Source organism: Legionella navarrensis (genome assembly GCF_052527415.1).
The window spans coordinates 67,657-80,299 of sequence record NZ_JBNVZR010000013.1 but is presented as its reverse complement, the minus strand read 5'-3'; the positions used below and the strand labels follow the sequence as shown (position 1 = coordinate 80,299).

The window sequence follows — 12,643 nt, the reverse complement described above, 5'->3', positions numbered from 1 at the left end:
ATATACTCTATCCCACTCCTGACGGAGAACGAATTTTAGGCACGTAGCTCAGTGGTAGAGCACCACCTTGACATGGTGGTGGTCGGTGGTTCGATCCCACTCGTGCCTACCATCTTAACCCTGCATTGCAGGGTTTTTTTCGTGTGGTTTTCTGATAGGTTTAACGGCCTGGTGGACGAAGAGGTGCGCAAAATGCCAAATATTACATTGCCTGATGGACAGATAAAACACTACGAACACCCGGTTACCGTATACGATATTGCTCACTCAATCAGTCCAGGACTCGCCAGGGTGGCCCTTGCCGGAATCGTTGACGGGCAAATGGTCGATACGGGATTTACCATCGAACATGACTGCGCACTGGTTATCGTGACAGACAAACATGAAGCCAGCCTTGAAATCATCCGTCACTCCACAGCTCATCTGCTGGCGCAGGCTGTCAAGCAATTGTTTCCAACGGCTCAGGTGACCATCGGTCCGGTCATTGAAGACGGCTTTTATTACGATTTTGCCTACGAACGTCCTTTTACCCCCGAAGATCTGGTTCTGATTGAAGCCAGAATGCAGGCTCTGGCCAAAGAAAACCTGCCCATCAGCCGCCGCGTGCTGCCACGTGATGAAGCGATTCAGTATTTCCGTCAGATTGGCGAAGAATACAAAGCGGAAATTATTGCCGATATTCCTGCCACTGAAGCGTTGTCGCTGTACAGGCAGGGTGATTTTGAAGATCTGTGTCGTGGCCCTCATGTTCCATCAACCGGGCATCTGAAAGCATTCAAATTAACCAAACTGGCTGGGGCCTACTGGCGTGGCGATCAGCGTAATGCCATGCTGCAGCGTGTTTATGGTACCGCCTGGAACGATAAAAAAGCGCTGGACGCTTATCTGCATCGCATTGAAGAAGCAGAAAAAAGGGATCATCGTAAACTCGGTAAGTCCATGGATCTGTTTCACTTTCAGGATATCGCCCCTGGCATGGTCTTCTGGCATCCCAAAGGCTGGGCAGTCTATATTATCCTCGAACAATACATCCGTCAGCGGCTGAAAAGTTTCGGCTATCAGGAAATCAAGACACCACAGCTGGTAGATCGCTCGCTGTGGGAAAAATCAGGCCATTGGGCAAATTTCCGCGATGATATGTTTGTGACAGAAACCGAAAACCGCGATTACGTGGTCAAGCCCATGAGTTGCCCCTGTCACGTCCAGGTATACAACAACGGACTCAAGAGTTATCGCGATCTGCCCCTGCGTTTTTCCGAATTTGGAAACTGCCATCGCTGCGAGCCATCAGGATCCCTGCACGGACTGATGCGCGTACGCAACATGGTTCAGGATGACGGGCATATTTTCTGTACCGAAGAACAGATTCAATCAGAGGTCGCCATGATTCTGGAGCTGGTCGAATCGGTATACACTGATTTTGGCTTTGACGAGATAAAATACCGTCTGGCTCTGCGACCTGAAAAACGCGTAGGCAGCGATGCCGTCTGGGATAAAGCCGAAGAAGCCTTGAAAAACGCCTTACGCGATCGCAACATCACCTGGGTTGATGCGCCGGGAGAAGGGGCTTTTTACGGGCCTAAAATTGAATGCTCTCTGTCAGACTGTCTGGGCCGTATTTGGCAATGCGGAACAATTCAGGTAGACTTCTCCATGCCCGAACGTCTTGATGCCAGTTATATCGCTGAAGATGGAAGCAGGCACATTCCGGTAATGGTGCATCGTGCCATTCTCGGATCGCTGGAGCGATTCATGGGAATTCTGATAGAGCATTATGCCGGTCGTTTCCCTCTGTGGCTGGCTCCAGAACAGGTTTCTGTGCTGACAATCAGTGAAAAACAGAATGATTATGCCAGCGAAGTAACACAAATTTTACAAAAACAAGGCTTTCGAACCAACTTTGACTTGAGAAATGAGAAGATTGGCTTTAAAATTCGCGAGCATACCATGCAAAAAGTTCCCTATTTATTGGTAATTGGCGATAAAGAAGTGGAAAACAGGACTGTTTCCGTTCGCACACGCGAAGGAAAAGACCTTGGCATCATGAGTATTGATGCAATCTGCGACCTGTTAGGGCAAGAAGTACAAGCCAGAGGTCGTAACTAAAATCAGCCGGAGGATTAGACTATTACCGTACAAAATAAACGTGACAGTGATCGCGCACGAATCAATGAGCAGATCAACGTACCTGAGGTACGCTTAATTGATGCTGAAGGTAACCAGATGGGGATTGTTTCAACCCGTGAAGCCTTGCGTGCGGCAGAAGAAGGTGGTTTTGATCTGGTAGAAATATCGCCGTCAGCCAGACCTCCTGTCTGTAAAATAATGGACTACGGTAAGTTTCTTTTTGAACTGAGTAAAAAACAAGCTGAAGCAAAGAAAAAGCAAAAGCAGATTCAGGTCAAAGAGTTGAAATTCCGTCCAACGACGGAAGATGGGGATTACCAGGTCAAGCTACGCAACCTGGTACGTTTCCTTAATCATGGTGACAAAGTCAAAATTACGCTGCGTTTTCGTGGTCGTGAGATGGCTCACCAGGACATTGGCATGAAGATCATGGAGCGTCTGCAGCAGGATACGGCCGAATACGCCGTGGTTGAGCAGCATGCGAAACGTGAAGGACGCCAGTTGTTGATGGTGTTGTCGCCAAAGAAAAAATAAGGGCTTTGCTCATTTGTCCTGTTCTGAGAGTCTGTATGTCTCAGCCAGTTCAAGTGAACGATGTCTCTTGTGGGTTTTGTTGATGCGTCCTGCTTTTTAGAACGAATCCAACAATAGCCTGTCATTTATGCAGTTAGAACAAATGCGGAGTATTTCGTTATGCCGAAGTTAAAGTCACACCGTGGAGCGCAAAAACGCTTCCGCAAAACAGCAAGTGGTGCCATCAAGCGCCGCCGTGCTTACAGAAACCACATCCTCACCAAGAAAACGACCAAGCAGAAACGTCAGCTGCGTGTTGCCAATGGCACACTCAAAGCGTGCGATGCACGTTTGGCCGCTCGTATGTTGCACGGTAGTTAAGGGGAGGAATGAAAAATGCCAAGAGTTAAACGTGGTGTGACGGCGAAAGCCCGTCACAAGAAAATTTTAGATCAGGCCAAAGGTTATTATGGTGCCCGTAGTCGTACCTACCGTGTTGCGAAACAAGCGGTAATTAAGGCTGGCCAGTATGCCTATCGTGATCGACGTCAGAAAAAACGCCAATTCCGCGCTCTGTGGATTACCCGTATCAACGCTCAGGCGCGTGAATGTGGTATGTCTTACAGCCGTTTGATTGATGGGTTGAAAAAAGCGTCCATTGAACTTGATCGTAAAGTTTTGGCCGATATGGCTGTATACGACAAGCCAGGTTTCGCAGCAGTCGCTGAAAAAGCGAAAGCCGCATTAGCCTGATGTCTCGTCAATATTGAATCCTGATTTAATATTGAATGGATTTGCCGTATAAATTGATATAACTAGAGGAGGCCGCGGCCTCCTTTTTTACATGCAGGTTACTATATCATGCAAGACATTACCGATTTGCAGCAACAAGCTGCCCAGGCGATCAGTGCCGCACAAGACGTCAATGCTCTGGAAGCCATTCGAGTCGATTATCTGGGAAAAAAAGGGCGTTTGACCGAGATTCTAAAAAATCTGGTGAATCTGAGCGCCGAAGAAAAGCCTAAAATGGGGCAACTGGTCAACGTGGTGAAACGAGAAATCAGCACCCTGATCGAAGATAAAATGCGGCTTCTCAAAGAAGAAAACCTGCAAAAAAAACTGGCAGCTGAACGCATTGATATCAGCCTGCCCGGACGACAGAAACAATCCGGCTCCATTCACCCTGTGACCCAGGTCAAACAGTTCATAAACAGTTATTTCAGCCGTATGGGCTTTGATATCGTCGACGGGCCGGAAATTGAAACCGAATTCTACAATTTTGAAGCCCTGAATATTCCAGGGCACCATCCCGCACGGGCCATGCACGACACCTTCTATTTTGGTGACGGCCGCCTGCTGCGAACGCATACGTCACCTGTACAGATCCGTGTAATGGAATCCATTGAGCCTCCCTTGCGATTAATCGCTCCGGGTCGCGTGTATCGCTGCGATTCAGACATGACTCATACCCCCATGTTTCACCAGGTGGAAGGCTTATTAATTGATAAACAGGCTACCATGACCAATCTGCGTGGTCTGCTGCGAGATTTTTTTGCCAGTTTTTTCGGCAGGGAGCTGGCCTTGCGTTTCCGGCCATCCTATTTTCCGTTTACCGAGCCATCAGCCGAAGTAGACATCGAATGTACACAATGCTCCGGTGCGGGCTGCCGTTCGTGCAAATACACCGGTTGGCTTGAAGTACTGGGTTGTGGAATGGTGCATCCAAACGTGCTCACCAATGTAAACATCTCGCCGGATGAATACCAGGGCTGGGCGTTTGGTATGGGCATAGACAGACTCGCCATGCTGTATTTTGGTATTGACGATCTGCGACTGATGTTTGAAAACGACTTGAATTTTTTGAATCAATTCCAGGGGCCGTCCAGAGGGACATCCTGAAACACAGGCATTAAGTAGGTATCGACGATGAAAGTAAGTGAAATCTGGTTGCGTGAGTGGGTGAATCCGGCATGGGATGCGAAACAATTGGCATCACGATTAACCATGGCGGGTCTGGAGGTAGATTCGATTAGCCCGGTTGCCGGGGACTTCGATGGCGTGGTGGTGGCCAGAGTGCTGAGTACCAGCCAGCATCCACAGGCTGATAAACTGAGTCTGTGTGAGGTCAGCACCGGCACAGGATCAACGCTGAAAATTGTTTGTGGCGCTTCGAACGTGCGCGCCGGACTGACTGTGGCTCTTGCCCAGATCGGCGCCCGTCTGCCGGGTGGTCTGGTCATTAAGGAAGCCCGTCTGCGTGGCGAGTTGTCGCAGGGCATGCTCTGTTCCGCCAGTGAACTGGGGCTGGCTGAAAGCTCCGAAGGTATACTCGAACTGGATGAAGACGCCCCTCTCGGTACCTCTTTTCGTGACTACATGCGGCTTGATGACGTGGTTTTCGACATTGAGTTAACCCCCAATCGTGCTGATTGCCTGAGTATCCGTGGTGTCGCCCGTGAGGTAGCCGCTCTGACGCAAACAGAATTACAGCCACTTCCTGCGTGGAACGTGGCGCCCGGTATCGACGAACAGAAGCGCATTGATTTGCAGTTTAAAGAGGCCTGTCCTCTCTACAGCGGCCGTATTATCCGCGACTTAAATCCGCGTGCTGTAACCCCTCTGTGGATGCGCGAGCGACTTCGCCGGTCGGGTATCCGCGTCATTCATCCCGTTGTTGACGTGACAAACTACGTGATGCTGGAGCTTGGATTGCCCATGCATGCGATGGATTTGAGCCGTCTGCAGGGCGATATGATTATTCGCAAAAGCCGGAAAGATGAGTCTCTGGCATTGCTCGATGGACAGACGATTACACTTGAGGGCACAGAGCTTGTGATTGCCGACTCGGTTCAGCCAGTGGCGCTGGCTGGTGTGATGGGAGGTGAGTTCAGTGCAGTGAATGAAACAAGCTGCGACATTTTCCTGGAAAGTGCCTGGTTTAATCCAATATCAATCGCCGGGGTCGCCCGTCGTTTTGGTCTGAGTACAGATTCGGCGCAACGCTATGAGCGAGGTGTTGACCCAGCGCTGCCCTTATTGGCTATTGAGCGGGCCACGTCTCTGATTCTTGAAATTGCCGGCGGTAAAGCTGGCCCCATTTCGATGCTGTCCTCTCCTGAGCACATGCCGCCAGCCCGCAGCGTTGCCTTTCGGCCAGAAAAAGTCAGGCAGCTGACCGGGCTTGAAATTCCTGATTCCGACATGCAGCTGATGCTGCAGGGCCTGGGTATGACGATTAAGCAGGGCGCGTCTCAATGGGATGTTCAGGTTCCGTCGCACCGCATGGACATACAGCTGGATGTGGATCTGGTCGAGGAGGTTATCCGTCTTTACGGCTACGATAACATCAAAGGAGACACGATGCTGGCGGCCGTGTGCGCCGGTGCTATCAATCCCATCGAGTCGCTGGCGATGAGCGCTCTGAATTTTTTCATGGCGCGTGGCTATCACGAAACCATCAGTTACAGCTTTGTGGATCCTGAGCTGCAAAGTGTTCTCTATCCTGACGCTGGCACCATCAGTCTGCTGAATCCCATCTCATCCGAGCTGGCTCAAATGCGCGCCGGTATGTGGCCAGGCCTGATCGCCTCGATGATTTATAATATGCATCGTCAACAGACTGCCATAAAGTTTATTGAACAGGGTGTGATTTTTGAAGCGAAGGAGGGCGGCAGCGTTGAAACACCCTGTCTGGGTGGCCTGTTGACCGGCGAATGCGCTGCCATGAGCTGGAACGAAACAAATCGCAGGTTTGATTTCTTTGATCTGAAAGGCGATTTACAGGCTTTGTTTGCGGCTCTCAATCTGTCTCATGTTCGATTCGAACCCGCTGAGCATCATGCTCTTCATCCCGGGAAGTCGGCACAGCTTGTTCTTGATCAGGAGCCAATTGGCTGGTGCGGCGTGCTGCACCCACGAATTGCCGATGCACTGGATTTGCAGGATGATGTGGTTTTATTTGAAATCAGACTGCCAGGGCTTACAAAATCTGACACACCCAGATATCAGGGCATATCGCGTTTTCCTCAAATCCGCCGGGATTTATCGCTGCTGGTTGATGACAGCGTGTCCATGGCCCAGATTGAACAACTGGTAAGGGAAACCGTGGATCAGAACTGGCTGAAGCAGTTTAATGTGTTTGATGTGTACACAGGTGAATCCATTCCAGCCGGCAAAAAGAGCGTAGCAATCGCCCTGACTCTGCAGGATAAAACACGTACTCTGGTCGATCTTGAAATTAATCAAACAATCAGTGCTATAATTACAAAACTGGAAGAACGATTTGCAATTACATTGAGGGACTAATCGTGAATGCACTGAGTAAGGCTATGATTGCGGATACACTGTGTAATGAGCTGGGGCTGCTCAAACCGGATGCTAAAAACATGGTTGACCAGTTTTTCGAGACCATACGTCACTCCCTTGAGAACGGGCAGCACGTGAAACTCTCGGGCTTTGGCAATTTCACTCTGCGAGATAAACCACAGCGTCCTGGCCGTAATCCAAAAACAGGAGAGGAAATTCCTGTTGTGGCGCGACGGGTGGTCACATTCAAGCCCGGACTGAAATTGAAATCTAAAATCGAGCAACGAGGAACCTGAGATTTTGAGTCACTATAATCGACACGTATTTGTATGCACAAATCAAAAGGCAGCAGGCAAGGCCTGCTGCGCCAATACAGGCGGAGAAGACTTCTTTGACTACCTGAAAACACGCTTACTGGAGCTGGACATGTTCGGCCCGGGTAAAATTCGAGTCAGCAAATCCGGCTGTCTGGGACGTTGTGCTTCAGGCCCATGCATTGTAATCTATCCAGAAAGTCTCTGGTTCAGATATGAATCAGAAGCAGATATTGATACAATTATCGAAACCTGTCTGATTAATAATCAAATAGCAGAACAATTGCTGCTTGATAATCACGTATAGACAGATTTTAGTTCATATTTCGATCGAAACGGATCGGAAAGTAAGCGAATATTTTAGGGTAAATTCATAAAATATTTAATTTGTCTGCAAGTTTTATTCTAATTTACTTGTAGGTTGAAGCAGTTTTGGTTAAAATCGCCCGTCCAAGATTGAAAGATTACCTATAGTAGGCGGTTCGGAGTTAATTTAATGAAAACATTTAGCGCCAAAGCTCACGAAGTAAAACGTGACTGGTACATCATCGACGCCAGCGATAAAATTCTGGGTCGTGTTGCTACCGAAATTGCAAGACGTTTGCGTGGCAAGCATAAAGCAGAATACACCCCGCATGTAGACACCGGTGATTACATCGTTGTTGTTAATGCAGAAAAAATTGCTGTCACAGGACGGAAGTTCAAGGAAAAAATGTACTATCGTCATTCCGGTTTTCCTGGTGGTATCAAATCCATTTCCTTTGATAAGCTGCAGGACTCAAACCCTGTTCGTATCATTGAACTGGCTGTTAAGGGTATGCTGCCTAAAAATGTGCTGGGAAGAGAGATGTATCGTAAGCTGAAAGTGTATGCTGGAAGCGAACACCCACATACAGCACAGCAACCCAAGCAACTTGAGATTGAGGAATAAGTATTATGGCTGAGATGCAGCAATACTATGGTACAGGTCGTCGTAAAAGTTCTACTGCTCGCGTGTTCCTGCGACCAGGGAAAGGCGAAATAAAAATCAATAACCGTGCGCTCGAAGATTATTTCGGTCGTGAGACATCATGCATGGTTGTCCGTCAGGCGTTTGAAGCTGTTGACGTGACCAGCAAATTTGACGTATATGCTACCGTTGTTGGTGGTGGTATATCAGGTCAGGCCGGCGCCATCCGTCTGGGTATCGCCCGTGCACTGGTTGCTTACGATGAGCATGATCTGGCAGCCGATGCTGAGCCAAATCCTGATTCATTCCGTAAGAAATTACGTGCCAAAGGTCTGTTGACTCGCGATTCACGCCGAGTCGAGCGGAAAAAAATCGGCTTACACAAAGCACGCCGCGCTCCACAGTACTCAAAACGATAATTCAAATACAACCCCGCACAATGCGGGGTTTTTTTTTACCTCCATCCTGAGCCTTCCCTAATACGTGAATCTTTGATATAACATAAACTGTCATACTTTTGGCATGTGTTACCTAACGGATTGATTTTACAGGACAGGACAACAGTGACTGAAAAAGCCGAATCTGAAGTAAATAAAGACGGTTCAGAAGAATCCATAGACGAGCAAAAGCGAAAATTTTTGCTGGGCGCAACCGGTGTACTTGGCGGTGTTGGTGTGGCCTGTGCGCTCACGCCCTTTGTATCCTCCTGGCTGCCCAGTGCCAGGGCAGAAGCAGCCGGCGCTCCCGTTCTCGTTGACTTAAGTAAAATTGAACCCGGTCAGCAGGCTACCGTCGAATGGCGGGGCAAGCCAGTCTGGATCGTTCGGCGTACCCAGGAAATGCTGGCACAGTTGCCTAAAAACGATGCTTTATTGCGTGATCCGCAATCGCTTGTTGAGCAACAACCCGATTACGCCAAAAACGAACATCGCTCCATAAATCCTGAATACCTTGTGTTGGTCGGCGTCTGCACGCATCTAGGCTGCACACCCAAATATACTCCAGTCATCAATGAAGTGGGTCCGCAATGGCCGGGTGGCTTTTTTTGCCCTTGCCATGGTTCTACCTTTGATTTGGCCGGTCGAGTATTTAAAGGCGTTCCTGCGCCAATCAATCTCGAAGTGCCGCCGTATCGTTTTGTTAACGAGCATATGATAGAAATCGGTTAAATCTGAGCAAGGAAAAGCAAGGCATGAGTGGCTTGTCAAATTGGATTGAGGAACGCTTCCCTCTAATGAGTACCTGGAAAAAACACGTCAGCGAGTATTACGCACCGAAAAACTTTAATATTATGTATTTTTTTGGTTCGCTGGCCTTACTTGTGCTGGTCAATCAGTTATTGACCGGGTTGTGGCTGACCATGTTTTATACTCCCACCGCCAAAGACGCATTTTCCTCAGTCGAATACATTATGCGTGATGTCAACTACGGCTGGCTGCTGCGCTATATGCATTCAACGGGTGCCTCGGCTTTTTTTATTGTGGTCTATCTGCATATGTTCCGGGCTTTGTTGTATGGTTCCTATCAAAAGCCCAGAGAACTGGTCTGGCTGATTGGGATGGCACTGTTTATCCTGCTGCTGGCGGAGGCCTTTTTCGGTTATCTCCTCCCCTGGGGGCAGATGTCATACTGGGGGGCTCAGGTTATTACCTCCCTGTTTGGTGCAATCCCCTATGTTGGTGATAGTCTGGTGACCTGGATACGAGGCGATTACCATGTCTCTAATGCCACTCTGCAGCGCTTTTTTGCCTTACATATCGTCGCTATTCCCATGCTTTTGATTGGTCTGGTCTATCTGCATATCGTCGCTCTTCATAAAGTGGGCTCCAACAACCCCGAAGGCATTGATATCAAAAAGCACGTGGACGAACAGGGGCGACCGCTGGATGGCATTCCGTTTCATCCGTACTACACCCTGAAAGACTCAGTGGGTGCGCTGGTGTTTTTAATGATTTTTTTTGCGATTGTATTTTTTGCGCCGGAAATGGGCGGATATTTTCTCGAACATGACAATTTTACCCCGGCGAATCCTATGGTAACGCCAGATTTGATTGCGCCAGCCTGGTACATGACGCCGTTCTACAGTATTTTGCGTGCCATCCCGAATAAACTGCTTGGGGTCGTGGGGATGGGCTCTGCTATCCTGCTGCTGCTGTTCATGCCCTGGCTGGATCACAGCCCAGTAAAATCCATGCGTTATAAAGGTACGTATTCACGTCTGGCTCTGCTCATCTTTGTGATAACGGTCGTGGTGCTCGGTTACCTCGGCACAGTTGGCCTGACGCCGGCACGGCAGATACTTGCCCGGGTGTTTGCGGTTCTGTATTTCGCCTTTTTTCTGTTAATGCCATTTTACAGCCGCTGGGAAAGCCATCAGTCCGTGCCGGAAAGGATCGAAAAATGATGCTAAAACATATCCAGAAATTTCTGACCCTGATGGTGTTTGCCGGTGCTGCGCAGTCAAGTCTCGGCCCGACCCTGCCTCTCATGCCTGTCGATATAGACTGGCACGACAGGGCGGCTCTGCAGCGTGGAGCGAGAATGTACATGAACTATTGTTCCGGCTGCCACTCCCTGCAATATATGCGTTATAACCGTATGGCACGTGATCTGGGGCTGACAACCTTCGATGGTGAAATTGACACGGATCTCTTACAGAGTAACCTTATTTTCACAAAGGCACGAGTCCACGATCCCATCGAGATCAGCATGCCGCCAGAAGATGCCCGACAGTGGTTTGGTGTTGTCCCCCCGGATTTGTCCCTGATAGCACGTAAGCGCAGTCCGTCCTGGCTGTATACCTACCTGCAGAGTTTTTATAATGATCCATCAAGGCCCTTTGGCGTGAACAATGCCTTGTTTCCTGATGTTGCCATGCCGAATGTGCTGGCTGCACTGGACGGAGAGCGGGCGGTGGTGCGCAACGGGTCGGAAAAGAATGCAGCGATATCGCATCTGGTACGGGTGACCGATGGTCAGATGACGGCACAGCAGTTTGATCGCTCCGTCCTCGATTTAGTAAGCTTTCTGGCTTATGTGGCGGAGCCGGTTAAACTGGAGCGACAGCGAATGGGTATCTTTGTTCTGGCGTTTCTGGCGGTCTTTTTGTTAATTGTTTATCGGCTGAAAAAACTGTATTGGAAGGATTTAAAACAGAAATAAGCGAGGTGAATGCCCCACTTTATGAAAAATATGTTAAAATGGTGGTTTTCGGGCAGGAATTCCTGACAGTGCTCACGTCGGGATCTCCTTGGTTCGCGGACTGTGTCGCTTTGTAGCGTAGCAGGGCATGCCGTTAACCGTAAAACTCGCACACAACGTTCCCCCTTAAGTTGCAGAATGAAAATTCAGTTCTTAAGGTCATTTGATTTATCCAGGAGTGGCTCATGGCTATTGTTGCAAAGCGTACAATTATGTCTCTGTATTCCGATTGTGATGACGTATACAGTCATCAGGTTCGTATTGTTCTGGCAGAGAAAGGTGTGAATGTTGAAATTTTGCAGGCAACCCAGGGCGAAGCCAGCGATGATTTGCTGGCGATTAATCCCTACGGTACCGTGCCAACCCTGATTGATCGTGAGCTGGTATTATACGAAGCCAGAATCATCATGGAATACCTCGACGAGCGTTTTCCTCACCCACCCCTGCTGCCCGTTTATCCAGTTGCCCGTGCTGAAACACGCAAGATGATGCACCGCATTGAACAGGACTGGTATCAGTTATTACAACAGATTAAATCCGGTACCGATGCCGATCAGGCTCGTGAGTACCTGCTTGACAGCCTGGTGAGTCTGGAGCCGGTTTTTGCTGACAAGCCTTATTTTCTGAGTGATGAGTTTTCACTGCTGGATTGTGCTCTGGCTCCTTTATTATGGCGCCTGCCTCAGCTGAACATTGACATCCCTGCGAATGCCAAAGCCCTGCATGCCTATATGCAGCGTGTATTCAAGCGTGACTCGTTCCAGTCAAGCATGACGGAAGTTGAGAGGCAGTTAAGGGCGGCCTGATGATGAATATGACCTCAAATAAACCCTACCTTATTCGAGCGATATATGACTGGATTGTTGACAACAGTTTGACGCCCTATATTCTGGTTAATGCAGAATATCCGGGTGTTGAAGTGCCGCAGGAGCATGTCAATAATGGCAAGATCGTGCTGAATATTTCGCCACAGGCATGCCGGGGCCTGCATCTCGACAATGATAAAATTGTGTTTACCGCACGGTTTTCCGGTTTAACGGTGCAGATTTTTGTTCTGCCCGGTGCGGTGCTGGCGATATATGCCAAGGAAAACGGGCGAGGCATGGAGTTTGGCGAGGAATACAATGAACCGCCTCCACCAGAAACCACATCTATCACTGACGCAGCCAGAAAGCGGAACAAACCCGCGCTGACTCTGGTAAAAAAAGAGTAGCGACAGCTTATCTACCACACG

General features: G+C 49.0%; 15 protein-coding genes and 1 tRNA gene. All 16 read left to right on the top strand.

The window, feature by feature from the left end; translation table 11 throughout:
• The first annotated feature begins 37 nt into the window (after positions 1 to 37).
• The 16 genes from ACQUTA_RS09110 to ACQUTA_RS09035 all read left to right on the top strand — a co-directional run bounded on the left by ACQUTA_RS09110 (position 38) and on the right by ACQUTA_RS09035 (position 12,622).
• Positions 38 to 112: transfer RNA gene (locus ACQUTA_RS09110), tRNA-Val, on the top strand.
• 80 nt (positions 113 to 192) lie between these two features.
• Positions 193 to 2,106 carry a threonine--tRNA ligase gene (gene thrS / locus ACQUTA_RS09105; RefSeq protein WP_444987924.1) on the top strand — a complete coding sequence of 638 codons (1,914 nt, stop codon included), beginning with the start codon at positions 193 to 195 and terminating at the stop codon, positions 2,104 to 2,106.
• A gap of 21 nt (positions 2,107 to 2,127) precedes the next feature.
• Entirely contained in the window at positions 2,128 to 2,661 is a 534-nt protein-coding gene (gene infC / locus ACQUTA_RS09100) for a translation initiation factor IF-3 (protein ID WP_444987947.1), read from the top strand.
• Between the two features lie 159 nt (positions 2,662 to 2,820).
• On the top strand, positions 2,821 to 3,021 hold the full coding sequence (gene rpmI, locus ACQUTA_RS09095; RefSeq protein WP_444987923.1) for a 50S ribosomal protein L35: 201 nt from the start codon (positions 2,821 to 2,823) through the stop codon (positions 3,019 to 3,021).
• A gap of 15 nt (positions 3,022 to 3,036) precedes the next feature.
• Positions 3,037 to 3,393, top strand: coding sequence for a 50S ribosomal protein L20 (rplT, locus tag ACQUTA_RS09090; protein WP_444987922.1), 357 nt, complete (start codon positions 3,037 to 3,039; stop codon positions 3,391 to 3,393).
• Positions 3,394 to 3,501: 108 nt separating this feature from the next.
• Positions 3,502 to 4,539 carry a phenylalanine--tRNA ligase subunit alpha gene (gene pheS, locus ACQUTA_RS09085; protein ID WP_444987921.1) on the top strand — a complete coding sequence of 346 codons (1,038 nt, stop codon included), beginning with the start codon at positions 3,502 to 3,504 and terminating at the stop codon, positions 4,537 to 4,539.
• A 27-nt stretch (positions 4,540 to 4,566) separates the two neighbouring features.
• Positions 4,567 to 6,945 (top strand): phenylalanine--tRNA ligase subunit beta, encoded by a 2,379-nt coding sequence (gene pheT / locus ACQUTA_RS09080; RefSeq protein ID WP_444987920.1) that lies wholly within the window; start codon positions 4,567 to 4,569, stop codon positions 6,943 to 6,945.
• Between the two features lie 2 nt (positions 6,946 to 6,947).
• Positions 6,948 to 7,241 carry an integration host factor subunit alpha gene (locus ACQUTA_RS09075; protein ID WP_444987919.1) on the top strand — a complete coding sequence of 98 codons (294 nt, stop codon included), beginning with the start codon at positions 6,948 to 6,950 and terminating at the stop codon, positions 7,239 to 7,241.
• A 1-nt stretch (position 7,242) separates the two neighbouring features.
• Positions 7,243 to 7,566: a (2Fe-2S) ferredoxin domain-containing protein gene (locus ACQUTA_RS09070; protein WP_444987946.1), complete on the top strand. Its 324-nt coding sequence runs from the start codon at positions 7,243 to 7,245 to the stop codon at positions 7,564 to 7,566.
• A gap of 189 nt (positions 7,567 to 7,755) precedes the next feature.
• Complete coding sequence (gene rplM / locus ACQUTA_RS09065; protein ID WP_444987917.1) at positions 7,756 to 8,190, top strand: 50S ribosomal protein L13; 435 nt, start codon at positions 7,756 to 7,758, stop codon at positions 8,188 to 8,190.
• A 5-nt stretch (positions 8,191 to 8,195) separates the two neighbouring features.
• Positions 8,196 to 8,627: a 30S ribosomal protein S9 gene (gene rpsI, locus ACQUTA_RS09060; protein WP_444987916.1), complete on the top strand. Its 432-nt coding sequence runs from the start codon at positions 8,196 to 8,198 to the stop codon at positions 8,625 to 8,627.
• Between the two features lie 144 nt (positions 8,628 to 8,771).
• Positions 8,772 to 9,377, top strand: a complete 606-nt coding sequence (gene petA / locus ACQUTA_RS09055; RefSeq protein WP_444987915.1) for a ubiquinol-cytochrome c reductase iron-sulfur subunit — start codon at positions 8,772 to 8,774, stop codon at positions 9,375 to 9,377.
• A gap of 23 nt (positions 9,378 to 9,400) precedes the next feature.
• Complete coding sequence (locus ACQUTA_RS09050) at positions 9,401 to 10,612, top strand: cytochrome b (protein WP_444987914.1); 1,212 nt, start codon at positions 9,401 to 9,403, stop codon at positions 10,610 to 10,612.
• 32 nt (positions 10,613 to 10,644) lie between these two features.
• Positions 10,645 to 11,370 (top strand): cytochrome c1, encoded by a 726-nt coding sequence (locus ACQUTA_RS09045; RefSeq protein WP_444987945.1) that lies wholly within the window; start codon positions 10,645 to 10,647, stop codon positions 11,368 to 11,370.
• 224 nt (positions 11,371 to 11,594) lie between these two features.
• Complete coding sequence (gene sspA / locus ACQUTA_RS09040; protein WP_444987913.1) at positions 11,595 to 12,215, top strand: stringent starvation protein SspA; 621 nt, start codon at positions 11,595 to 11,597, stop codon at positions 12,213 to 12,215.
• A gap of 2 nt (positions 12,216 to 12,217) precedes the next feature.
• A complete protein-coding gene (locus tag ACQUTA_RS09035; protein ID WP_444987944.1) occupies positions 12,218 to 12,622 on the top strand; it encodes a ClpXP protease specificity-enhancing factor in 405 nt (134 codons plus the stop codon).
• Positions 12,623 to 12,643 lie beyond the last annotated feature (21 nt).

What these genes read in the sequence shown, in the direction of transcription:
- rplM (WP_444987917.1), top strand. Translation starts at nt 7,756, where the DNA reads ATGAAAACATTTAGCGCCAAAGCTCACGAAGTAAAACGTGACTGGTAC.
- pheS (WP_444987921.1), top strand. Translation starts at nt 3,502, where the DNA reads ATGCAAGACATTACCGATTTGCAGCAACAAGCTGCCCAGGCGATCAGT.
- ACQUTA_RS09050 (WP_444987914.1), top strand. Translation starts at nt 9,401, where the DNA reads ATGAGTGGCTTGTCAAATTGGATTGAGGAACGCTTCCCTCTAATGAGT.
- rpsI (WP_444987916.1), top strand. Translation starts at nt 8,196, where the DNA reads ATGGCTGAGATGCAGCAATACTATGGTACAGGTCGTCGTAAAAGTTCT.
- pheT (WP_444987920.1), top strand. Translation starts at nt 4,567, where the DNA reads ATGAAAGTAAGTGAAATCTGGTTGCGTGAGTGGGTGAATCCGGCATGG.
- rpmI (WP_444987923.1), top strand. Translation starts at nt 2,821, where the DNA reads ATGCCGAAGTTAAAGTCACACCGTGGAGCGCAAAAACGCTTCCGCAAA.
- rplT (WP_444987922.1), top strand. Translation starts at nt 3,037, where the DNA reads ATGCCAAGAGTTAAACGTGGTGTGACGGCGAAAGCCCGTCACAAGAAA.
- ACQUTA_RS09035 (WP_444987944.1), top strand. Translation starts at nt 12,218, where the DNA reads ATGAATATGACCTCAAATAAACCCTACCTTATTCGAGCGATATATGAC.
- sspA (WP_444987913.1), top strand. Translation starts at nt 11,595, where the DNA reads ATGGCTATTGTTGCAAAGCGTACAATTATGTCTCTGTATTCCGATTGT.
- ACQUTA_RS09045 (WP_444987945.1), top strand. Translation starts at nt 10,645, where the DNA reads ATGGTGTTTGCCGGTGCTGCGCAGTCAAGTCTCGGCCCGACCCTGCCT.
- thrS (WP_444987924.1), top strand. Translation starts at nt 193, where the DNA reads ATGCCAAATATTACATTGCCTGATGGACAGATAAAACACTACGAACAC.